Origin of the sequence: Tessaracoccus sp. O5.2, from assembly GCF_964266725.1 — a bacterium.
Taxonomy (GTDB): Bacteria; Actinomycetota; Actinomycetes; order Propionibacteriales; family Propionibacteriaceae; genus Arachnia; species Arachnia lapidicapta.
The window spans coordinates 104,442-124,670 of record NZ_CAXWGV010000034.1 but is presented as its reverse complement, the minus strand read 5'-3'; the positions used below and the strand labels follow the sequence as shown (position 1 = coordinate 124,670).

Below are 20,229 nucleotides of genomic sequence, written 5' to 3'. Positions count from 1 at the left end.
CCACTCAGCGCAGTGACACCCCGACGTACTTGATCTCGAGGAACTCCTCGATGCCCTCCGGGCCGCCCTCCCGGCCGAGGCCGGAACTCTTGACGCCGCCGAACGGCGCGGCCGGGTTGGACACCAGTCCGGAGTTGAGCCCGACCATGCCGGACTCCAGCCGCTCGGCCGTCGAGAGCGCCTCGTCGAGGTTCTCGGCGAACACGTAGCTCATCAGCCCGTAGCGGGTGTCGTTGGCCAGCGCCACGGCCTCGTCCACCGAGTCGACGGTGACGATGGGCGCCACCGGCCCGAAGATCTCCTCGCGGATGCAACGCGACGACGGTGGGACGTCGGCCAGGACGGTGGGCCGCATGAAGTGACCCGGCCCGTCGACCCGTGACCCGCCGACGACGACCCGCGCCCCGTCGGCGACCGCCTCCGTCACCATGGCCTCGACGTCGTCCAGCGCCGCCGCCGACACCAGGGGGCCGACGTCGACGCCGTCGGCCATCCCGTCACCGACCGTGAGCGCCCCGACGCGGGCAGCCAGCTTCGCCGTGAACTCCTCCGCGAGGTCACGGTGGACGATGAGCCGGTTCGCGGCCGTGCACGCCTGACCGATGTTGCGCATCTTCGCGACCATCGCGCCCTCGACCGCTCGGTCGACGTCCGCGCTCGGCAGCACCAGGAACGGCGCGTTGCCGCCGAGTTCCATGGAGCACTTCAACACGTTGACGGCGGCCTGTTCGAGCAGCCTGACCCCCACGCTGGTCGATCCGGTGAACGTCAGCTTCCGCAGCCGCGGATCGGCGATCAGCGGAGCGGTGGTGGCGGAGGCCGACGAGGACACGAAGCAGTTCACCACGCCCGCCGGCACACCGACCTCGTCGAACACGTCCATCAGCAACAACGAGGTGAGCGGCGTCAGCTGAGTCGGCTTCAGGACCGCGGTGCAGCCGGCGGCCAGGGCCGGGCCGAGTTTCCGGGTGGCCATCGCCAGCGGGAAGTTCCACGGGGTGATCGCCAGGACCGGACCGATGGGCTGCTTCATCGTGAGCAGCCGCTGGCCCCCGACCGGCGCCACGGTGTAGCGGCCGTGGATGCGGGGAGTCTCCTCGGCGAACCAGCGCAGGAACTCCGCCCCGTATGTCACCTCGCCGCGGGCCTCGGCCAGCGGCTTGCCCATCTCCAGGGTCATGGTCTCGGCGAACTCGTCGGCCCGCTCCATGATGCGGGCCCAGGCCGCACGCAGCAGCTCGCCCCGGAAGCGGGGCTCGGTGGCCGCCCAGTCGGGGGCGGCCTCGACGGCGGCGTCCAGGCAGGCCATGGCGGTGGCGGCGTCCGCGTCGGCGACCCTGGCCAACTCCTCGCCGGTGGCCGGGTTCTCGATGCTGAGGGTGGGCTCGTCGTCGGTGAAACGTCCGCCGATGTAGTGCGTGGTCCGCAGCGCTGTCCAGGTCATCGTCGCTCCCGAGGTCGGTGTCCGACCAGCTTAGGGTGGCGGTCTCGGTCTGCGTCGGGGTGTTCCGGGACTTCGTCCCTCCAACCCCTTCCTCGGCCTCGGACGTGAACAAGCTCCGAGTCCCACTGAAGGCAACGAGTCCGAGGAAGGGAGCTTGCTCACTTCTCTCGGACTTCGTCGGGGTGACAGGATTTGAACCTGCGGCCTCGTCGTCCCGAACGACGCGCGCTACCAAGCTGCGCCACACCCCGATCGGCTCTGAAAGAGCCAACGGAGATACTAGCCCATCGGCGTCGTCAGGGCGAAACCGGGACCAGCGTCAGCAGCGTGACCTCCGGGCGACAAGCGAACCGGTACGGCGCGAAGGGCGACGTCCCGACGCCGGCGGAGACGTGCAGGTGCGCGGTGCGCCCCCCGGCGCGATGCGACGACAGGCCCTTCACGCGACCCGTGTCGAGGTCGCAGTTGGTGATCAGCGCCCCGTACCCGGGCACGCAGACCTGGCCCCCGTGCGTGTGGCCGGCGACGATGAGGTCCATCCCATCGGCGGTCATGGCGTCCAGCAGCCGCAGGTAGGGCGCGTGCGTGACCGCGATGTTGAGGTCCGCGGTCGGATCGGCAGGACCGGCGACGGTGGCGTAGTCGTCGCGCCCGAGGTGCGCGTCGTCGACGCCGCGGAACGCCAGGCGGTAGCCCGCGACCTCCAGCGTCGTCCGACGGTGGGTGAGATCCACCCAGCCGCGCCCGACGAACCGGTCCCTCAGCTGTTCCCACGGCAGCGTCGGGGACTTGGGCGCCCCTGACCCGTGCGACCTGCCCTCGAGCAAGTACCGGACCGGATTGCGGAACTGGGGCCGGAAATAGTCATTGGACCCGAACACGAAGGCCCCGGGCACCGCGAGGAGCCCGTCCCAGGCCGTGACCAGCGGTTCGATGGCCTCCGGCTGCGCGATGTTGTCGCCCGTGTTGAGCACCAGATCGGGCTCAAGCTCCGCGAGCGACCGCAGGAACGCCAGCTTCCGCCGCTGATACGTCATGAGGTGGACGTCCGAGACGTGCAGGATCCTCAGCTCGCGACCCCCGGCCGGCAGCACGGGCAACTCCACCCGCCGCACCGTATAGGCGGTGGCTTCGACCAGCCCCCAGCCGAAGCACGCCCCGCCGACAGCCAGCGTCGCCGCGACGGGGCGGATGGCGTGGTGCATCAGTCGCCGTCTCCGTCCGCCGGCGGCTTGCTCTCCGCAGGCTTGGTGGGCTTGGTCTCCTTGGGCGGCTCGGGCTCCTTGGTCGGCTCCGGTTCCGGCTGGGGCTTGGGCTTGGGCTCGGGCTTGGGGCCGAGGGAGACCTTGAGCCGGATGGTGGAGAACTTCACGGCCGTCTCGCTCGGAGAGATCCCGAGGAACGTGCCCTCACGGCGCGACGAGTAGACACCCTGCCGCTGAGTCTGGAAGCCGGCCGCCTCCAAGGTGCGCTTGGCCTCGTTGTAACCCATGCCCGAGACATCGGGCAGCCGTACCTTGACGCCCTCGAGGATCTCGCTGGTGGGGGCGGTGAAGTCGGTCTTCGGCTTGTCCGCCAGCGCCGACGCCATCGCGGCCTTCCAGATGAGTCCGGCGTCACCGCCGCCGGTGCCGCGCAGATACGTGCCGCTCGGGAGCCGGACGTTCTTCAGCGTCTTCTTCTTCGTCTCGTACCAGGGGTTCGTCTTGTCGATCGCGATCCAGGCGGCGCCGGCCATCTCGGGCGTGTACCCGGCGAACCAGACGGCCTGGTTCTCGTTGATCGTGCCGGTCTTACCCGCCTGCGGGCGGCCGTCGCGCAGGGCCGCAGGGCGGCCCGTGCCGTCGGCGACGACGTTCTGCAGGATGTAGTTGACGCCGTCGGCGACCTCGGGGCGGATGACCTGCTGGCAGTCCGCGGGCGGCACCGCCAGCTCGGCGCCATCCTTGGTGACGACCGACTGCAGGATGATCGGGGTGCAGTGCACGCCGCGGTTGGCGAACGTCGCGTAGGCCTCGGCCATCGACAGCGGCGTGATCTCGGCCGTGCCGAGCACGAACGATGGGGAGTTCTGGTAAATGCGGAGGTCCTGCCCCGTCGACATCTTGACGCCCACGGCGGCGGCCATGTCGATGGAGGCGCAGATGCCGGCGTCGGCCTCGAGCTGCAGGAAGTAGGTGTTGACCGAGTTCTCGGCCGCGCGCACCATGTCGATCCTCCCGTAGCTGCGGTCGTAGTTGCGGACCGTGTGGTCCTGCGTGAACTCGAAGGGCCCCGAGCAGTTGCGGAACGTCATGCCTTTGAGCGGTAGCTGCTCCGGCGCGTTGTACTCGCGCTCCGGGGTCATCCCCATGTCGAGCGCGGCGGCCATCGTGAACGTCTTGAACGTCGATCCGGCCTGGTACCCCTCGGCGCCGCCCATGGAGCGTTCGACGTTGTAGTTGTAGTACGTCTCCCCGGCGTCGGTGCCCATCTTGGGCCGCGACTGAGCCAGCGCGACGATGAGGCCGGTCTTCGGTTCGATGAGCGCCGCTCCAGCGAGGACGGGGTCGGTCGGCGCGATGAGGTCGGCAACCGCCGCCTCGGCCGCGGCCTGGGCGTCGGGATTGATGAGGGTCTGGATGGTGAGCCCGCCGCGGTTGAGCAGGTTCTCGCGCTCCTCGACCGTGTCGCCCATCGACGGCATGGCGTCGCTCAGGAGCGTCCGGCGGACGTAGTCGCACAGGAACGGGTAGGGCGACGCGGTACATCCGTTGGGGACGCGCCGCACCTGGGCGGGGTCGAACGCGACGGCCTTCGCCTCGGCCGCCCGCTCCGCGCTGATCATGCCGAGCTCGGCCATCCGGTTGAGGACGACGTTGCGGCGCTCGATCGCCTTGGCCGTGTTCTTGACGGGGTTGAGCGCCACGGGGTTCTGGACGAGGCCCGCGAGCATCGCCGCCTGCTCCAGCGTCAGATCCTTCGCCGTCGTGCCCCAGTAGTGCTGCGCCGCGGCCTCCACGCCGTACGCGCCGTCGCCGTAGTAGGCGATGTTGAGGTAGCGCTCCAGGATCTCGTCCTTGGAGAGGCGCTCCTCCAGCGCCATCGCGTAGCGCGCCTCGATGATCTTGCGCTCGAGGGTGACCTCGGTCGCCTCGCGGACGCCGTCCTTGTCACCTGCGGCTGACGCGGCCTCGACGCGGACGAGCTTGACGTACTGCTGCGTCAGGGTGGACGCGCCCTGGGTGTCTCCGGTGAGGGTCTTCACGGCAGCGCGGCCGAAGCCCTGGAAGTCGATGGCCCCGTGGTCGTAGAAGCGGTGATCCTCGATCGCGATCTGAGCGTCCTGCATGAGCGGGGAGATCTCCGACAGCGGGACGTAGACCCGGTTCTCGTTGAAGAAGGTCGCCAGCACCTCGCCGTTGGCCATGAGGATCCGGGAGCGCTCCGACTGGGGCGGGGTCTCAAAGTCCGCCGGCAGGGACTCCAGTGAGTCCGCCGCCATCTTGGCGCCGCCACCCGCCAGGGCCGCGAAGGGCACCGCCAGCCCTGACAGGAGCAGCCCCGCCAGCACGCTCACGGCGAGGAACATGAGGACGGAGTACGCCTTCTGGCTGAGCGAGGCAGACTTCATGCCCGCCAGTCTACGTGACGGTGCCGACGACGCCCCGGACGCGGGCCCGGGCCATAGTCAGCGAGAGATTGCCCCTGTTGCGATGCGCCCACAATGCGCTAGCGTCAGAGTCATCGACAGCAACTGCGCAAGGGAGGGCAGGAGATATGTCACTCGCCGAAGCTAGCGAATGGACGCTGCACGCCAAGTGCCGCGACATGGCGGACGCTCTGTTTCCGGAAGGCAAGGACCAGAAGCGGGCGAGGTCGGTATGCGTCGGCTGTCCCGTGCGGTCCGAATGCCTGGCAGAGGCCCTGGACAACCGCATCGAGTGGGGCGTCTGGGGCGGAATGACGGAGCGTGAGCGCAGGGCGCTCCTGCGCGCCAGGCCGGACATCACCTCGTGGCACGACGTCCTGGTCAGCCACCACGACACGGCGGATGCACCCATCTCGGTGCTGCCGTCCCGACGGCACTAGATCTTCCTGACGACGACGGCGCGCGGCCGGGCTGCGCGCCGTTCGTCGTCCCTAGTCCCGGAGGTAGCGCTCCGGTATCGGCTCGACTCGGCCGCGGTCCCACGGCACGGCCCAGCCGCCCAGGTCGAGGGTCCAGTCCACCAGGTGCGCGGTGAGCCCCCAGATGAACTGATCGCCCAGCACGAAGGCCGGCCCCTCGAATCCACCGGGGTGCCGCCCCAGCGCGCGCGTCGCCGGTGAGACGAGCTGCGAGATCCGGAAGGCGTGGACGGCTCCCGTCTCGCGCGGGTCCCGCGCGTACAGGGGGTGTCCGCCGGGCCAGACCGCGACGACCGTGGTGACGTCGTAGCGCGACGCCGGGACCCACAGCGGGGGCAGATGGCCGAGGATCGTCACGTGCTCCGCGGCCAGGCCCACCTCTTCGTCGGCCTCCCGCAGGGCTGTGTGCGCGAGGTCGCGGTCGGTGGGATCGACCGCACCACCGGGCAAGGCGATCTGTCCCGCGTGGCGGCGCATGGTCTCCGCCCGGGTGACGAACGTGAGGGCGGGGTCGGGCTCGTCGGTGAACAGCATCAGCACCGCCGCCGAGCGTTCCCCGCGCGGGCTGCGGTCCAGCCCGATGTGCCGGACGACCGGCTTCGCGTCGAGGGCCCGGCACAGCTCCTGGAAGACCGCTGGATGCCTCACGGGACGTCCAGGTAGGTGGTGGCCAGCTCGCGCAGCTGCTCGGTCGACTCCAGCGGGCCGGCGTGCACTCCCGTGATCCGCCCGTCGGCGTCGACGAAGTAGGTCGTGGGCAGCCCGGGGACCCGCAGGGGCACCTGCAGTGTCTTGTCCTGGTCCATGACGTGGGGATAGACCCAGCCCACGAGCCCCGCGAACTCCACCGCCCAGTCCGGCTTGGGGTCGTTGTAGTTGACGCCGACGAAGCTCACGCCGTCCAGCTCAGCCAGCCCCTCCCGCAGGAACGGCGCCTCCTCGCGACACGGCCCGCACCATTGGGCCCACAGGTTGATGATCGTCGGCGTGCGGGGCAGCCCGGCGAGGTTGACGGTAGTGTCCCCGCCGAGGCACGGCAGGGCGGTCTGGGGCAGGCCGCCGGCGACCGGAGCCGCCGCCGCGTCGGTGGCCGGGCAGTCCGGCAGCCCGAACTGCTCCCGCAACGCGGCGAGGTCCGCCGGGGCCGTGGCGGCCGTCTCCGCCGGCGCGACCGAGTCTGCCGACGGGCCTGAGGCCGCGGGCGAACAGGCGGCAAGGGCGACGACGGCCAGGGCGACGGCGAGTGCGTGGGGGAGTCTCATCGCCTCCGAGCGTACCTGCGCTAAGCGCGCGGCTCACGGATCAGACCGGCGGCCAGCACCGGATCCTGCTCCCCGATGTCGCGGCTCGGGCACAGATCCCGGACCGGGCAGGCTCCGCACGCCGGCCGCCGCGCGTGGCAGCACCGTCGGCCGTGCCAGATGACCCGGTGGCACAGCATCACCCATTCATCGGGCGCGAACAGCGCCCCGACCGCCTGCTCCACGGCGTCCGGCTTGGTGCTCGCCACCCAGCCGAAGCGGTTGGCCAGGCGGATCAGGTGCGTGTCCGGAGTGACTCCCGGGACGCCGAACGCGTTGCCGAGCACGACGTTGGCCGTCTTCCTGCCGACGCCTGGCAGCGTGACAAGGTCCTCCAGCGTGTCCGGCACCCGGCCGTCGAAGTCGTCGACGATGCGCCGGGCCAGGCCGGTCAGGGCGGCGGCCTTGCTCCGGAAGAATCCCACGGGACGGATGAGCTCTTCGATCTCCTCCAGCGGCGCGCCGGCCAGTGCCTCCGCCGTCGGGAACCGCGTGAAGAGCGCGGGGGTGACGGCGTTGACACGCCGGTCCGTGGACTGGGCCGACAGGACGGTGGCGACGAGCAGCTCGAGCGGGGAGCGGAAGTCCAGCTCGCATCGTGCGTCCGGGTAGGCCGCCCGCAGCGCGGCGTGGATGGCCGCCGGGTCACCCGGGGCAGCCATCAGACCTCGACGACCAACTCGATCTCGACGGGCGCGTCGAGCGGCAGCACCGAGACCCCGACGGCGGACCGGGCATGCGCGCCCTGGTCGCCGAACACCTCGCCCACGAGGGTCGAGGCGCCGTTGGCGACCGCCGGCTGGCCGGTGAATCCCGGCTCGCTGGCCACGAACACGACGAGCTTGACGATCCTGGTGATCCGGTCGAGGCCGCCGGCCACGTCCGCCGCGGCCGCCAGCGCGTTGAGCACCGCGACCCTCGCGGCGTCGGCCGCCTCCTCAGGTGACACCGCGCCGCCGACCTTGCCGGTCGCCACGAGGCGTCCCGCGACGGACGGCAGCTGTCCCGAGGTCCACACCTGACCGCCGACGCGGGTCGCCGGGATGTAGGCGGCCACGGGCGCGGCGACCGGCGGCAGCGCGAGGCCGAGGCCGGCCAGGCGCTCGGAGGGGAGCATCAGGCGCCCTGGATCGGCCGCTTGAAGTAGCCGACGAGGGTGTCGGGGTTGGGGCCGGGAGCGAGCTGGATCAGTTCCCAGCCCTCCGAGCCGAAGTTGTTGAGCAGTTGCTGCGCCACGTGCGAGAGGATCGGGGCGACGAAGTATTCCCACTTGGTCATGGGGCCAAGCCTGCCAGGTGGCACCGTCGAACGGCCAGCCTCACGGGCGCGCCGTGGGTCCGCTGACGTCGGCGTCGCGGAAGCGCGGCAGATCCTGCGGCCGGATCGTCACGTCGGCCCCCGGCTTCCGGGCGGTCACCGCGGCCACGACGGCGTCGAGGGTGGCCTTCGCCTCGGCGATGGTGGCGTCGGGCTTCTTCACCCGGCGGAACCGGTTCCGGCCGAGCACCGCCAGCACCAGCGCCGCGGCGACGGACACCAGCATGCTGATGAGGAACCCGAGCGTGAAGGACCCCCAGGGGCCCAGCGGGGTCACGGCGTACAGCAGCAGGCCGACGGCCAGCGCGATGAGGATGACGAGCATCCAGATGGCGTGGAAGGCGAACACGGCCGCGCCGGCGAACAGGCCTGCGCCGATGCCGGCGGCCTTCGCCGCGGGCTTCAGCTCGGCCGCTGCGAGTTCCGATTCGCGGGCGACGAAGTCGGAGACGGCATCCTTGATGTCGACCAGGGGATGGCTGGGCTCACTGGGCATGGTGCTCCTTTCGGCACTGGTCAGCCTAGTGCCCTCGGGCGCGCCGGTGGGCGTGCGACCCACTCCTGGCCCCGTCACAGGGGGATGGCCAGGCCGCTGTCGGGCAGCCGGACGGGCGAGGTCAACTCCTCGTGGGACACCCACGCGCGCCAACACAGCAGCTGGAACGGCAGACGCAGGCTCTCGCCCGGGCGCACAGCGCCGTCGTAGAGGTCCGCCACTTGGTCGAGGAGTTGGCTCAGTTGCGCCTCGTCGAGGTGGCTGGCCAGGGGCTGCGCCCGGACGAGGTTCTGCAGGTCGTCGCGGCTCACGCTGCGCCACACGCGGAACGCCCGGCGTTCCACCTCCGGGAAGTAGCGGCTCTCGTCCAGGGCCGCGAGGGCCTCGTGCCCGTAATCGCCCTTCATCGCCATGGGATCGAAGCGGCGCAGGAGCGCGGCGAGCCGGCGCACCCATGGGACCGAGTCGTCGCGGATGAGATAGGACGCGCTCAGGCACCCGCCCGGCCTGAGCACGCGCGCGAACTGCGGCAGCGCCTGCTCGAGATCGAAACGGTGCAGGCACTGGTGCGCCAGCACGACCTCGACCGCGAAAGGGTCCATGGGAAGAGCCTCGGGCCGGCCGACGACGGGGGTGACGTTGCGGATGCCGGACAGCCGCGGGACGCGGTCCACGTCGTCGCTCAGGGCGAACAGGGCGTGCCCGGCGTCCGTGAGCCGACGGGCGAGATGGGGCTCGGCGTCGACGGCCAGGCCGCGCACACCGTGCCACACCGTCAGCCAGTCGAGGGCGTCGGTGGGAAAGGCGGTGCGGCTCATCGGTTCCTTCCTGGTCTGGACGCCACCAGGGTAGCCGGGGTTCGGGCGCCGGTGGACCGGCCGGTTGTCCACAGGTCGGCATCCGCGTGGAAGATCGTCGCCCGCACCGCCCACTACGGGGGCATGACTGACACGCACGCGCTGCTCTGCGCCCGGGACCCCGTCGTCGTCGAGGCGGTCGAGGTCATCGCCGCCGCGCAGCAGGTCGAACTCCGGCACGCGAGGGACGCGGACGAGTCCAGGCAACGGTGGGCAGGCGCGGCGCTGCGGCTCGTCGCCACGGAGGTGGCGGCCCGCTGGACATCCGTGCCCCCGGGCCGTGCCTTCCTGGTGGGCGCCGACGCGGCCGAGCTGGCCCGCTGCTCGGCGGACCTGGGGCTGCCCGTACTGCCGCTGCCCGACGGCGGGGGACGGCTCGCGGAGGCCCTGGCCGGGGTCCGGTCCATGGGCGTGCCGAACGGTCGCCTGATCTCCCTCGTCGGTGCCTCGGGTGGGCTGGGCGTCAGCACGCTCGCCGTCGGGATCGCGATGACGGCACCCCGGGGTACGGCGGCCGCCGTGGTCGACCTGGCGCCGTCGAGCGGCGGGCTGGATCTGCTGATGGGCATCGAGTCGGCGGAGGGCGCCAGATGGTCGCAGCTGGCGGCGGCGCGCGGCGAGCTGGGGGACCTGGCGGCCGGCCTGCCATCGATGGGTGGCGTTCCGGTCGTCACGCAGGACCGCGAGGGGCCGCGGACCCCCACGCCGGAGGCGGTGACCGCCGTCGTCGGGGCGCTGCGCAGACAGCACGCGCTGGTGGTGGTGGACGGTCCGGCGCCACCCCTCCTGGCGCCGGACCGCACACTCCTGGTGGTCGGAGCCGACGTCCGCTCGGTGGCCGCGGCCCGCATGCGGGTGGAGGCGGGCGCAGTTGCGCCGAGCGAGCTGGTCATCCGCCGCGGACGGGGCCGGAGCCTGCCGGCAGCCGTGGTGGGCCGCGCGCTCGGGATGCCCGTCGTCTGCACCGTCGACGACGACAGGGCCGTGCCGCGACTCGCGGAGCTGGGGCTTCCGCCGGCCGACGGCCCGGCCCGCCGCTTCACCCGTCAGGTGCGCGCGCTCGCCCGGGAGCTGTGCGGTGACTGAGCCGGACCTCAGCACGCTGCAAGGACGATTGGCCGAGCTGGGGCGGCCCTACACCCCGGCCGACGTCGCAGCGGCCCTGCGGTCCCTCGGCGCCATCGTCACCGACACCACCGTCGCGGACACCCTCACTCGGCTGAGGGTGTGGAGCGCCGGGGCCGGCCCGCTGGACGACCTGTTGCGCCGCCCGGGCGTGACCGACGTCGTGGTCAACGGCCCGAGAGACGTCTACGTGGATCGGGGCATGGGCATGGAGCGCACCGACGTCGAGTTCCTGGACGACGACCAGGTGCGCAGGCTCGCCGTGAGGCTCGCGGCGCAGGCGGGGCGGCGACTCGACGATGCCTCGCCCTTCGTCGACGGTCGGCTGCCCAGCGGCGTCCGGCTGCACGCCGTGCTGGCTCCGGTCGCCTCGCCCGGCACCGCCATCTCGCTGCGGGTCCCGGCCGCGCGCAGCGTCGGCCTGGACGAGCTCCAGGCGTGGGGGGCGATGCCGCCCGAGGGGAGCAGGTTGCTGCGGTCCATCGTCGCCGGGCGGGTGCCGTTCCTCGTCACCGGAGGCACGGGGTCGGGCAAGACCACGCTGCTCGGGGCCATGCTGGCCGAGGTCCCGGCATCCGAGCGGCTGGTCCTGGTCGAGGACGCACGGGAACTGGTGCCCGACCACCCGCACTGCGTCAGGCTGGAAGGGCGCCCGGCCAACGCCGAGGGGGCAGGCGCCATCCCGCTGACCATGCTGGTGCGGCAGGCCCTGCGGATGCGCCCCGACCGGCTGGTGGTCGGCGAAGTGCGGGGCGCCGAACTCACGGACCTACTCACCGCGCTCAACACGGGCCACGAGGGAGGCTGCGGCACGTTGCACGCCAACTCGGTCGCGGACGTGCCGGCGCGGCTCGAGGCGCTCGCGGCGCTGGGTGGGCTCGGCCGCGAGGCGTGCCACGCGCAGGTCGCGGCGGCGCTGCGCGTGGTGATCCACGTCCGCAGAGCGGCCGGCGGCGCACGGCGCGTCGAACAGATCGGACTGGTACGGCGCGCGTCCGACGGTCTCGTGGTGGTGGCGCCCGCCGTCACGCTTGGTCCCGGTGGGATGGCACTCGGCCCGGAGGGCCCCGCGTTGCTGGAGCTGGTGGGGTCATGATCGCCGCCGCGGCGCTCGCGGCCCTGGCCGCGGCGGTGGCGATCGGCCCGGAGCGGCGCGTTGCGGCCGGTGCGCGGGCAGCGCGCCGGGCCGCCCTCCCCGTCCGGTCGCGGATGGTCGCGATCGCCGCCGTGGGCGCTGCCGCCGCAGCCCTGCTGGTGGCTCCCCGGTGGGCCGGATGGCTGCTCACCGTGGGAGTGATCGCGGGCACCGTCCTTCACCTCGGCGCCGCCGGGCGCCGGCGCCGCGCGCAGGAGGCGGGAGCCGCCGACTGCGCCGCGGCGACCAGGGCGCTGGCAGGGCTGCTGAGGGCCGGACAACTTCCCGCGGCTGCGCTGGGCAACGCGGCGGAGGAGTTCCCGCTGCTCCGGCCGGCCGCGGCGGCTGCGCGGCTCGGCACCGACGTCGCCGGGCAACTCTCCCGCAGCTCCGACGCCCCCGGGTATGAGGGCCTCACAATGGTGGCCGCCGCGTGGCGGCTGAGCGAGCAGACCGGCGCCCCCGTCGCCGAGGTCCTGGGCAGGGTCGCGGAGGACCTACGTGGCCGCCGGCGGGTGGCTGCGGTCGTCGAAACCGAGCTGGCGGCCGCCCGAACCACCGGCCGCATCATGGGAGCCCTGCCGATCGCCGCGCTGCTCCTGGGCGCCATGTCCGGGGTGGACACGATGGACATCCTGATCGGCCGACCGTGGGGGCAGTGGCTTGTCTTGGGCGGCGCCGTCCTGGCCGCGGGCGGCGTCCTGTGGGTCGACCGCCTCGCAGGGAGGGGGGTGCGGTGAGCACGCTCGTGCCGGCTGCGGTGCTGGCGGCGGTGGGCGCGTGGCTGCTCGCGCCAGCGCATAGCGCGCGGCTGCGGCGGCGGCAGCACCCGCCGTTCAGGATCCGGATACTGAGCCGCCCCCGCGCTCCGCGGGCGGTCCACCGCGCCCAGCTCGCCGAGTTGCCGGCCGCGCTGGACTTCCTGGCCGCCTGCCTCGAGGTGGGTCTGCCCCTGAGCCGCGCCGTGCGCGTCGTTGCCGACATCAGCCCCGCGGCCACGGCCGGGGTCCTGGCGGCGGTGGCCGCCAGGTCAGCAGCGGGCCATGCGACCAGCGAGGCGTGGACCGGAGTGCGGTCTCATCCGGTGTGGGGGCGGGTGGCCGCGGACATCGCCGGAGCCGAGCGTTGGGGGACATCGGCCGCGGGGCTGCTCCGGGCCCACGCGGAGGACGCCCGCCAGGACGGCGCCGACGCCGCCATGCGCCGCGCCCGAACGGTGGGTGTGCGCTCGGCGCTGCCGCTCATGGTGTGCTTCCTGCCGTCCTTCGTTCTGGTCGGGGTGGTGCCCATCGTGGCCGGGCTCGTCACGGACCTGCTCGGGTGACGCCCTCACCGACCGTCGTCGAGCAGATCCGGCACCGTCGTGAAGCCGTAGCCGCGCTCACGCAGGTCCTGAATGATGCCCGGAAGCGCATCGGCATCCAGCGTCGACCCGTCCTCGGGATGGGCACCGACATGCATGAGCACGACGGCGCCGGGCCGCAGCCGGTCCAGGATCCGCTGCCGGACGATGTCGGTGGTGATGCCGTCGTCGGTCCCCTTCCACCCCAGCGTGTCCACGGTCCAGCGGATCGGGATGTAGCCGGCCCGGTTGACGACCCCGATGTCATAGGGCGAGACGTCGCCGTAGGGGAACCGGAAGAGCGGGTGCGTGGTCGCGCCGGTCAGCGCCGAGATGGACCGCTCCGCCGCCGCCAGTTGCGCGCGGATCTCAACGTCCGGGATCTGCGTGAAGTACGGATGCGTGTCGCTGTGGTTGCCCACCGGATGACCGGCGGCCGCCATCGCCCGCGTCTGGCTGGGGTAGGCGCGGGCGAACTGGCCGGTCACGAAGAAGGTCGCGGGCACACCCTGCGCCTGGAGGGTCCGCAGGATGCTCGACACCGCATCGGCCGAGGCGCCGCCGTCGAAGGTCAGCGCGACGACCCGGCGCGACGTGTCGAAGGTCTCGATATCGAGCCCCGCCCACTCGGCCACGAGGCCGGCCCAGGGCACGGCCGGCGCGCTGCTGGTCTGGGTGGCGGGGGCGGATGTCGCCGGGGCCTGCGTCGAGGTGGAAGCCGGGGGAGACGAGGCCGGGCGCGTCGTGCTGGGCGCGGCCGTCGTCGCCGCGCTGCTGGTGGCAGGGGTGGGCGGCGTGTTGGATGGGGTGGGGGCCCACGAGGAGGTCGGGGTGGGGGACGGGCATGACGGCGACGGCGCGGCCGAGGACGGCGGACACGTCGGCGTGGGGCTGGCCGGTGACTCCGGTGCGCTTGACGTCCGGGTCGGAGCGGGGCTGTAGCTGCCGTCGGAACCTGGTCGGGTGGCGGGCGTCCCACAGGCTGCGAGCATCAGGGCGGCCGTCAGCGCCCCGGCCGCCACCGCGCTCCACGCCCGGCGGCGGGGATTACCCGCGCCCGTTGACCGGTGCACCGCATCCTCCTCGACACCCTCGATTCTACGCCTGTCGGTGCTGCCTGGCACAGTGGTGAGGTGCGATACGAGGGTCTGCTGAGCCGAGAGGAAGTGGCCGCCGTTTCGGTGCGCGAGTCCGCCGTCGGCGCACCGGACGCGTGGCCCGACTGGCTGTCCGCCCGCGCCGTCGCGCGCCTGGAGGCCGCCGGGATCCCTGCGCCCTGGCGGCATCAGCGGGAGTTCGCCGAGCGGCTGTTCCACGGCCGCCACGCGATCATCTGCACCCCCACCGGGTCAGGCAAGTCACTTGGCTACCTCCTTCCCATCATCGCGGCCACGGCGGAGGGCAGGCTGGGGGTGCCGGTCACCTCCACCCGCGCCCGCCTGACCGCGGCCCGGCACACCGCCCTGTACCTGGCCCCCACCAAGGCGCTGGCGCACGACCAGGCCAGGGCGGCCCAGGCGCTCGGACCCGAGAAGTGGCGGGTGGGGACCCTGGACGGCGACTCGGACGCCGCGGAACGCCGCTTCGCGCGCGACCATGCGGACCTGGTCCTCACCAATCCGGACATGCTGCACTTCTCGGTGCTGCCGGCCCACCAGCGCTGGGCCTCGTTCCTCGGCTCCCTGCGCTACATCGTCGTGGATGAGGCACACCGCTACCAGGGGGTCTTCGGCGCCCACGTCGCGCAGGTGCTCAGACGGTTGCGGCGGCTCGCGGCCCAGTACGGCGCCGAGCCGGTGGTCGCCATGTCGTCGGCCACCGCGCCCAATGCCGGCGAGTTCGCCTCGGCGCTGGCCGGCGTGGACGACGTCGCCGTCGTGGACACGGACGCCTCGCCCCACGGCCGGCGCACGGTGGCGCTCTGGCGGCCGTCGTCGTCCCTGCGGAGTGACACCGCGGAACTCCTGGCCCGCCTGACCGACGCCGGAGCCCAGACCATCGCGTTCGTCCCCTCGCGGCAGGGAGCGGAACTGGTGTCGCTGGCGGCCCAGGAGCTCGCCACCGAGCCCACCCGCATCGCGAGCTACCGCGGCGGCTACCTCGCCGACGATCGCCGCGCCCTCGAAGCCGGGCTGCACAGCGGACGGCTGCGTGGCCTGGCCAGCACGAACGCCCTCGAACTCGGGGTCGACGTCGCCGGCATGGACGCCGTGCTCGTCTCGGGCTTCCCGGGGAGGCTGTCGTCGTTCTGGCAGCAGGCCGGGCGCGCCGGACGCCGCGGGCAGGACGCAATGGTGCTGCTCCTGGCGCGCGAGGATCCCCTCGACACGTATCTGCTCGACCATCCTGAGCTCGTCTTCGACGCCCCCGTCGATCGTGCGGTCCTGCACCCGGACAATCCCCGGGTCCTGGGCCCGCACCTGGCCGCGGCAGCGCAGGAGCTGCCGCTCTCGTCCGCGGATGAGCGGTGGTTCGGCCCCACCATGCAGGCCGCGGCGCGGGCGCTCGCGGCGCAGGGCGTGCTCCGGGACAGGGGGGCGCGCTACTACTGGACCCGCCCGGACCGGGCGGTCGACTTCATCAACCTGCGGTCGCTGGGGGAGCGGCCCATCGACATCATCGAACGGGACACCGGGCGCGTCGTCGGGATGGTCGACGCCGCGGCCGCGGACCGGACGGTGCACCCGGGGGCGGTGTACCTGCATCAGGGGGAGACGTTCACGGTCGAGACCCTGGACCGGGAGGAGCGTCAGGCGCTGGTGGTGGCCAGCAGGCCGCGGTACTACACGCAGGCCCAGGCGTCGTTCGATATCGCGATCGTGCGCGAGACCGAGCGACGGGCCGTGGGCATCACCGAGGTCGTGCGCGGCGACGTGTGCCTGGACTCGCGGGTGCTGGCGTACCTGCGCCGCGACGAGGTCACGCACGAGGTGTGGGACTCGACCCCGCTGGACCTGCCGAACCGCCGCCTGACCACCCAGGCGGTGTGGTGGACGGTGCCCGCCCACGTGGCGAGCCGCCTCGGCTGGACCGCGCTCCAGATGGGTGCCGCGGCGCACGCCATGGAGCACACGGCCATCGGCCTGCTGCCGGCCTTCGCGCCGTGCGACCGGTGGGACATCGGCGGTGTGAGCACGGCCCTGCACCCCGACACGGGTCTCGCCACCATCTTCGTGCACGACGGGATGGAGGGCGGGGCCGGATTCGCGCAGCGCGGGTTCGAGGTCGCCGAACGCTGGCTCGCCGCCACCCTGGAGCGTCTCGGCTCCTGCCGATGCGACACCGGTTGCCCGGCGTGCGTCGTCTCGCCGAAGTGCGGCAACGCCAACCAGGTGCTGGACAAGGCTGACGCGACGGAGCTGCTCACCCTCCTCCTGGGGTGACCCGAGGATCCCGCCGTCCACAGGACGCGGTGTTGTCCGTGCGGATCTGTCCACAGGGTGGGCGGAGCGTGAAAGCTGCGAGGCCTTCCCCGCCATCACGGGTGCAGTCGGCTGACCGGCAGCCGGCCCCGGCCCGAGAGGATCCACCATGCATCTGCCCGCCACCACCACCCGCGCCGCCCGGGCGCGTGCCCTCGCGCAGCGAGGGCTCACCACCGTCGAGTACGCCATCGGCCTGCTCGCCGCCGCCACCGCCGCGCTCATCCTGCTGCGCGTCTTCAACGACAACAGCTTCCTGGAAACCCTCACCGACTGGGTGCTGAGCGTCTTCACCCAGGTCGCACGGCAGCGGTAGGGCCGCGAGCATGACGTCGGGACGGAGGGCCCGGTCACAGCGGGGGATGGTCACCGTCGAGTTGGCCATCGGGGTGCTGACAGCGGCGCTGCTCACCGCCTGCCTCGCCGGGCTCTCCCTCCTGGGCGTCGCGCAGGCCGCGGCGGGTGAGTCCAGCGCCCAGATCGCGAGACAGACCGCTCGGGGCGACGACGCCGCGGTCGAGCTGGCGCGGGAGCGGGTGCCCGACGGCGCCGCCGTCGAGGTGTCTCAGGAGTCGGACGGAGTCCGGGTGGCGGTCGTCGTCCCCGTCGCCGTTCCGCTGCTGGGGAGGTTCACCGTCTCCGCGGACTCATGGGCGGCCTACGAGCCCGGAGTGGGACCGTGAGCAGGAGGGGCGAGCGGGGTGCCGCGGCGAGTGTTCTCGTCGCGGGTGCCTGCCTCGCCGTCGTGTCCGTGTTCCTTGCGGCTGGCGTGCTCATCCAGTGGTTCGCGCTGATCCGAGACGGGGAACAGGCCGCGGAGCTGGCCGCGCTCGCCGCGGTCGCCGCGGCCGTGGAGGGCGAGTCGCCGTGCGCCGCGGCGGCCGCCTCCGGCACCCGGAACGGGGCGGCCGTCAGCGGCTGCGTCGTGCGCGGGTCGGGTCGCCACGTCGTCGTCGAGATCTCGGTCCTGGTGGCCCTGGACCCGTCCTTCCCGGGCGGCCCCCGCGAGGCACGGCGCACCGCGACGGCTGGCACCTGACCGCGACCTCCGGCCCGGGCGCGCGGGTGTGGCTAGAGTGAAGTCCATGACCTACGTCGCCGCTGAAGACCGGTACTCGACCATGCCCTACCGCCGGCTCGGCTCGTCCGGGCTGAAGCTGCCGGCGATCTCGCTGGGGCTCTGGCACAACTTCGGCGACGACAAGCCGCTGCAGACCCAGCGCGACATCCTGCGCCGGGCCTTCGACCGCGGCGTCACCCACTTCGACCTCGCCAACAACTACGGCCCGCCGTACGGATCCAGCGAGATCAACTTCGGCCGCATCTACACCGAGGACTTCGCGCGCTACCGGCACGAGCTCGTCATTTCGACCAAGGCGGGCTGGGACATGTGGCCGGGACCGTACGGGTTCGGCGGCTCGCGCAAGTACCTCCTGAGCTCGCTCGACGACTCCCTGGCGCGCATGCGGCTGGACTACGTCGACGTCTTCTACCACCACCGCCCGGACCCCGAGACGCCGCTCGAGGAGACCATGGCCGCGCTGGACCAGGCGGTCCGGTCCGGCAAGGCGCTCTACGCCGGAATCTCCTCCTACTCGGCCGACCTGACCCGGCGGGCGCAGGAGATCGCCAGCGGCCTGGGAACGCCACTGGTCATCCACCAGCCGTCGTACTCGGCGCTGAACCGCTGGATCGAGGAGGGGTCGCCGTCGCTGTTGGAGGCGTGCCGCGACGCCGGCATGGGGGTCATCGCCTTCTCGCCGCTGGCGCAGGGCATGCTGACCGACCGCTACCTCCACGGAGTCCCGGCCGACTCCCGAGCGGCCCAAGGCAAGTCGCTGGACGCGGACATGCTCTCGGATGAGAACATCGCACACCTGCGCGCCCTCAACGACATGGCGGCCGACCGCGGCCAGAGCCTGGCGCAGATGGCCATCGCCTGGGCCCTGCGGGATCAGGGAGACACGTCGGTGACGTCGGTCGTCCTGGGAGCGTCGTCGGTCCGCCAACTCGACGACAACCTCGGCGCCCTGGGCAACCTCGAGTTCAGCGCGGATGAACTGGCACGGATCGACGGCCACGCCGGCGTGCAGGGCGTCAACATCTGGCAGGGCGCCACCGACTCGGTGCGCTGAGGAAGCGGCGCCGGGATGCCGGCCTCGTAGGATGACGCGCATGCCCCTCGACGCAGCCGCCCTCCGCGATGCTCTCACCTCGGCCGGCTTCACCGTCGATGCGGTCCTCGACCGCATCGGGGAGGCAGGGCAGGACGGCCTGCTGCGGAACTCCACGGTCCCGGCCGACAGGGCGCTGGGCCCGGCCGACGACGCTCTCGCGCTGTTGGTGCGGCTCTTCATCCTGCAGCAGGACGTGCCGACGGCCGCCCTCACCGGCGTGATCGATGTCGCGGCCCTCACCGCGGCCGGGTACCTCCGCGACCGCGGCGCGGACGTGAGCGCCGCGATCGACATCCGGCCGTACGGCTCCGCCGACGACGGCGCCAGCGGATGGATCGTGGCCGACCCCACACCGGGGCTCGACACGCTCATGACGCCGACGCGGCCCGACTACGTCCTCGGTGTGTCGCCCGCGTCGACGACGCTCGCGCAGATCACGATGCGCCGCCCCGTCGAGCGGGCCCTCGACCTCGGCACCGGGTGCGGCGTGCAGTCCCTGCACCTTGCCCGGCACGCCCGGACGGTGGTCGCCACGGACGTCAATCCCCGGGCGCTCGAGTTGGCGGCCCTCACCGCGCGGATCAACGACGTCGCCGTCGACCTGCGCGCGGGCTCGCTGTACGAGCCGGTGCGCGGCGAGCGCTTCGACCTCATCGTGTCCAACCCGCCGTTCGTCATGAGCCCGCCGGGGGAGGACTCGCAGCGACTCACCTATCGGGAGACCAACTTCGTCGGCGACTCCCTCGTCGAAACCCTGGTGCGGGGTTCTGCCGACCACCTCAGCCCCGGTGGAAGCCTCCAGTTGCTCACGAACTGGGCCATCCTCGACGGGCCGTGGGAGGACCGGCTGCGTGAGTGGGTGCCGCGAGGGTGTGACGCCTGGGTCGTCGAGCGGGAGCGGCTCGACGTCTACGCCTACATCGAGATGTGGCTCGCCGACGCCGGCCTGGCCGGTACCCCGCGCTGGCGCCCCGCCTACGACGAGTGGCTCGCCTACTTCGACCGTCTGGGCGTCCAGGGGGTCGGGATGGGCTGGATCCTCGTCACCGCCGCGGGGCGCGCCGAGCCGCACCTGCGCCTGGAGACGTGGCCACACGCCGTCGCCCAGCCCGTCGGCGAGGTCTTCGATCGCCACGCGGCCGCCGTCGACGCCGCGACCATGCCCACCGCCGAACTCCTGGCGTCGCGGCCCCGGCTCGTCGACGTCGACCAGGAGACCATCGGCCGCCCGGGCGCCGACGACCCCGAGCACATCGTCTTCCGGCAGCGGACGGGGTTGCGCCGCGCGCTCAAGGCCGACACCGCCCTGGCCGCGACCCTGGGCGCGCTCGACGGCGAACTGGCCGTCGGGCAGGTCCTCGCGGCGGTGGCCCAGGTCCTCGAGGTGGACGCCGCGGAGCTCGCCGCGTCCGTGGTGCCGGCGCTGCGCGACGCGCTGCTCGACCAGTTGCTGCTGCCCGGGCGCTGACCCCCGCGGGGGCCGGGCGGGGCGGCGCCATTGAC

General features: G+C 72.7%; 23 protein-coding genes and 1 tRNA gene. 12 read left to right on the top strand and 12 right to left on the bottom strand.

Features of this window, described 5'->3' with window-relative positions; all coding sequences use genetic code 11:
• Nucleotides 1-4: 4 nt before the first annotated feature.
• From ACFQPD_RS10710 to ACFQPD_RS10695, 4 genes are all read right to left on the bottom strand, one after another.
• Nucleotides 5-1,444 (bottom strand): NAD-dependent succinate-semialdehyde dehydrogenase, encoded by a 1,440-nt coding sequence (locus tag ACFQPD_RS10710; RefSeq protein ID WP_385900620.1) that lies wholly within the window; start codon nt 1,442-1,444, stop codon nt 5-7.
• 177 nt (nt 1,445-1,621) lie between these two features.
• Nucleotides 1,622-1,695 (bottom strand) — tRNA-Pro (locus ACFQPD_RS10705).
• Between the two features lie 45 nt (nt 1,696-1,740).
• Nucleotides 1,741-2,649, bottom strand: a complete 909-nt coding sequence (locus tag ACFQPD_RS10700; protein ID WP_385900618.1) for a metallophosphoesterase — start codon at nt 2,647-2,649, stop codon at nt 1,741-1,743.
• Nucleotides 2,649-5,057, bottom strand: a complete 2,409-nt coding sequence (locus tag ACFQPD_RS10695) for a transglycosylase domain-containing protein (protein ID WP_385900616.1) — start codon at nt 5,055-5,057, stop codon at nt 2,649-2,651. Before ACFQPD_RS10695 ends, ACFQPD_RS10700 begins: the two co-directional genes overlap by 1 nt.
• Before the next feature lie 146 nt (nt 5,058-5,203).
• Here ACFQPD_RS10695 and ACFQPD_RS10690 point away from each other — a divergent pair, with 146 nt between their 5' ends.
• On the top strand, nt 5,204-5,515 hold the full coding sequence (locus ACFQPD_RS10690; RefSeq protein ID WP_068749685.1) for a WhiB family transcriptional regulator: 312 nt from the start codon (nt 5,204-5,206) through the stop codon (nt 5,513-5,515).
• Between the two features lie 51 nt (nt 5,516-5,566).
• Here ACFQPD_RS10690 and ACFQPD_RS10685 read toward each other — a convergent pair whose 3' ends face one another.
• The 7 genes from ACFQPD_RS10685 to ACFQPD_RS10655 all read right to left on the bottom strand — a co-directional run bounded on the left by ACFQPD_RS10685 (nt 5,567) and on the right by ACFQPD_RS10655 (nt 9,486).
• Nucleotides 5,567-6,202, bottom strand: a complete 636-nt coding sequence (locus tag ACFQPD_RS10685; protein ID WP_385900614.1) for an NUDIX hydrolase — start codon at nt 6,200-6,202, stop codon at nt 5,567-5,569.
• On the bottom strand, nt 6,199-6,816 hold the full coding sequence (locus tag ACFQPD_RS10680) for a TlpA family protein disulfide reductase (protein WP_385900612.1): 618 nt from the start codon (nt 6,814-6,816) through the stop codon (nt 6,199-6,201). Before ACFQPD_RS10680 ends, ACFQPD_RS10685 begins: the two co-directional genes overlap by 4 nt.
• A gap of 20 nt (nt 6,817-6,836) precedes the next feature.
• Nucleotides 6,837-7,517: an endonuclease III gene (gene nth, locus ACFQPD_RS10675; RefSeq protein ID WP_385900610.1), complete on the bottom strand. Its 681-nt coding sequence runs from the start codon at nt 7,515-7,517 to the stop codon at nt 6,837-6,839.
• The gene (locus ACFQPD_RS10670; protein ID WP_068749681.1) at nt 7,517-7,972 is read right to left on the bottom strand and encodes a RidA family protein; all 456 of its coding nucleotides are present in this window, start codon (nt 7,970-7,972) and stop codon (nt 7,517-7,519) included. Before ACFQPD_RS10670 ends, nth begins: the two co-directional genes overlap by 1 nt.
• Nucleotides 7,972-8,133: a hypothetical protein gene (locus ACFQPD_RS10665; protein ID WP_176715166.1), complete on the bottom strand. Its 162-nt coding sequence runs from the start codon at nt 8,131-8,133 to the stop codon at nt 7,972-7,974. The genes ACFQPD_RS10670 and ACFQPD_RS10665 overlap by 1 nt, the downstream gene beginning before the upstream one ends.
• A gap of 40 nt (nt 8,134-8,173) precedes the next feature.
• A complete protein-coding gene (locus ACFQPD_RS10660; protein WP_068749676.1) occupies nt 8,174-8,668 on the bottom strand; it encodes a phage holin family protein in 495 nt (164 codons plus the stop codon).
• 74 nt (nt 8,669-8,742) lie between these two features.
• Nucleotides 8,743-9,486 (bottom strand): class I SAM-dependent methyltransferase, encoded by a 744-nt coding sequence (locus tag ACFQPD_RS10655; protein ID WP_061620511.1) that lies wholly within the window; start codon nt 9,484-9,486, stop codon nt 8,743-8,745.
• A gap of 123 nt (nt 9,487-9,609) precedes the next feature.
• Here ACFQPD_RS10655 and ssd point away from each other — a divergent pair, with 123 nt between their 5' ends.
• From ssd to ACFQPD_RS10635, 4 genes are read left to right on the top strand one after another with little or no spacing between them, the layout of a single operon-like run.
• The gene (gene ssd, locus ACFQPD_RS10650) at nt 9,610-10,611 is read left to right on the top strand and encodes a septum site-determining protein Ssd (protein ID WP_176715165.1); all 1,002 of its coding nucleotides are present in this window, start codon (nt 9,610-9,612) and stop codon (nt 10,609-10,611) included.
• Nucleotides 10,604-11,746, top strand: coding sequence for a TadA family conjugal transfer-associated ATPase (locus ACFQPD_RS10645; RefSeq protein ID WP_068749672.1), 1,143 nt, complete (start codon nt 10,604-10,606; stop codon nt 11,744-11,746). Before ssd ends, ACFQPD_RS10645 begins: the two co-directional genes overlap by 8 nt.
• Complete coding sequence (locus tag ACFQPD_RS10640; protein WP_068749670.1) at nt 11,743-12,525, top strand: type II secretion system F family protein; 783 nt, start codon at nt 11,743-11,745, stop codon at nt 12,523-12,525. The genes ACFQPD_RS10645 and ACFQPD_RS10640 overlap by 4 nt, the downstream gene beginning before the upstream one ends.
• Nucleotides 12,522-13,109: a type II secretion system F family protein gene (locus ACFQPD_RS10635; protein ID WP_385900609.1), complete on the top strand. Its 588-nt coding sequence runs from the start codon at nt 12,522-12,524 to the stop codon at nt 13,107-13,109. The genes ACFQPD_RS10640 and ACFQPD_RS10635 overlap by 4 nt, the downstream gene beginning before the upstream one ends.
• 5 nt (nt 13,110-13,114) lie before the next feature.
• On the opposite strand, the gene ACFQPD_RS10630 is transcribed toward ACFQPD_RS10635, so the two are convergent.
• The gene (locus ACFQPD_RS10630; protein ID WP_232087637.1) at nt 13,115-13,669 is read right to left on the bottom strand and encodes a polysaccharide deacetylase family protein; all 555 of its coding nucleotides are present in this window, start codon (nt 13,667-13,669) and stop codon (nt 13,115-13,117) included.
• Between ACFQPD_RS10630 and ACFQPD_RS10625 the strand changes: the two genes are divergently transcribed.
• From ACFQPD_RS10625 to ACFQPD_RS10595, 7 genes are all read left to right on the top strand, one after another.
• Nucleotides 13,659-14,069, top strand: coding sequence for a hypothetical protein (locus ACFQPD_RS10625; protein WP_068749666.1), 411 nt, complete (start codon nt 13,659-13,661; stop codon nt 14,067-14,069). The two genes, ACFQPD_RS10630 and ACFQPD_RS10625, sit on opposite strands and share 11 nt — an antisense overlap.
• A 191-nt stretch (nt 14,070-14,260) precedes the next feature.
• Nucleotides 14,261-16,510, top strand: coding sequence for a DEAD/DEAH box helicase (locus ACFQPD_RS10620; RefSeq protein WP_385900607.1), 2,250 nt, complete (start codon nt 14,261-14,263; stop codon nt 16,508-16,510).
• A gap of 148 nt (nt 16,511-16,658) precedes the next feature.
• Nucleotides 16,659-16,865 carry a DUF4244 domain-containing protein gene (locus tag ACFQPD_RS10615; RefSeq protein WP_068749663.1) on the top strand — a complete coding sequence of 69 codons (207 nt, stop codon included), beginning with the start codon at nt 16,659-16,661 and terminating at the stop codon, nt 16,863-16,865.
• Between the two features lie 10 nt (nt 16,866-16,875).
• Nucleotides 16,876-17,232, top strand: a complete 357-nt coding sequence (locus ACFQPD_RS10610) for a TadE family type IV pilus minor pilin (RefSeq protein ID WP_141679976.1) — start codon at nt 16,876-16,878, stop codon at nt 17,230-17,232.
• Nucleotides 17,229-17,588, top strand: coding sequence for a hypothetical protein (locus ACFQPD_RS10605; protein ID WP_385900605.1), 360 nt, complete (start codon nt 17,229-17,231; stop codon nt 17,586-17,588). The genes ACFQPD_RS10610 and ACFQPD_RS10605 overlap by 4 nt, the downstream gene beginning before the upstream one ends.
• Nucleotides 17,589-17,634: 46 nt before the next feature.
• A complete protein-coding gene (mgrA, locus tag ACFQPD_RS10600; protein ID WP_385900604.1) occupies nt 17,635-18,684 on the top strand; it encodes an L-glyceraldehyde 3-phosphate reductase in 1,050 nt (349 codons plus the stop codon).
• Between the two features lie 40 nt (nt 18,685-18,724).
• Complete coding sequence (locus tag ACFQPD_RS10595; RefSeq protein ID WP_385900603.1) at nt 18,725-20,194, top strand: methyltransferase; 1,470 nt, start codon at nt 18,725-18,727, stop codon at nt 20,192-20,194.
• Nucleotides 20,195-20,229 lie beyond the last annotated feature (35 nt).

Bases quoted from the DNA above. Each gene is read 5' to 3' on its own strand.
- ACFQPD_RS10710 (WP_385900620.1), bottom strand. From the start codon at position 1,444: ATGACCTGGACAGCGCTGCGGACCACGCACTACATCGGCGGACGTTTC.
- ACFQPD_RS10700 (WP_385900618.1), bottom strand. From the start codon at position 2,649: ATGCACCACGCCATCCGCCCCGTCGCGGCGACGCTGGCTGTCGGCGGG.
- ACFQPD_RS10695 (WP_385900616.1), bottom strand. From the start codon at position 5,057: ATGAAGTCTGCCTCGCTCAGCCAGAAGGCGTACTCCGTCCTCATGTTC.
- ACFQPD_RS10690 (WP_068749685.1), top strand. From the start codon at position 5,204: ATGTCACTCGCCGAAGCTAGCGAATGGACGCTGCACGCCAAGTGCCGC.
- ACFQPD_RS10680 (WP_385900612.1), bottom strand. From the start codon at position 6,816: ATGAGACTCCCCCACGCACTCGCCGTCGCCCTGGCCGTCGTCGCCCTT.
- nth (WP_385900610.1), bottom strand. From the start codon at position 7,517: ATGGCTGCCCCGGGTGACCCGGCGGCCATCCACGCCGCGCTGCGGGCG.
- ACFQPD_RS10670 (WP_068749681.1), bottom strand. From the start codon at position 7,972: ATGCTCCCCTCCGAGCGCCTGGCCGGCCTCGGCCTCGCGCTGCCGCCG.
- ACFQPD_RS10665 (WP_176715166.1), bottom strand. From the start codon at position 8,133: ATGACCAAGTGGGAATACTTCGTCGCCCCGATCCTCTCGCACGTGGCG.
- ACFQPD_RS10660 (WP_068749676.1), bottom strand. From the start codon at position 8,668: ATGCCCAGTGAGCCCAGCCATCCCCTGGTCGACATCAAGGATGCCGTC.
- ACFQPD_RS10655 (WP_061620511.1), bottom strand. From the start codon at position 9,486: ATGAGCCGCACCGCCTTTCCCACCGACGCCCTCGACTGGCTGACGGTG.
- ssd (WP_176715165.1), top strand. From the start codon at position 9,610: ATGACTGACACGCACGCGCTGCTCTGCGCCCGGGACCCCGTCGTCGTC.
- ACFQPD_RS10640 (WP_068749670.1), top strand. From the start codon at position 11,743: ATGATCGCCGCCGCGGCGCTCGCGGCCCTGGCCGCGGCGGTGGCGATC.
- ACFQPD_RS10625 (WP_068749666.1), top strand. From the start codon at position 13,659: ATGCTCGACACCGCATCGGCCGAGGCGCCGCCGTCGAAGGTCAGCGCG.
- ACFQPD_RS10615 (WP_068749663.1), top strand. From the start codon at position 16,659: ATGCATCTGCCCGCCACCACCACCCGCGCCGCCCGGGCGCGTGCCCTC.
- ACFQPD_RS10610 (WP_141679976.1), top strand. From the start codon at position 16,876: ATGACGTCGGGACGGAGGGCCCGGTCACAGCGGGGGATGGTCACCGTC.
- mgrA (WP_385900604.1), top strand. From the start codon at position 17,635: ATGACCTACGTCGCCGCTGAAGACCGGTACTCGACCATGCCCTACCGC.
- ACFQPD_RS10595 (WP_385900603.1), top strand. From the start codon at position 18,725: ATGCCCCTCGACGCAGCCGCCCTCCGCGATGCTCTCACCTCGGCCGGC.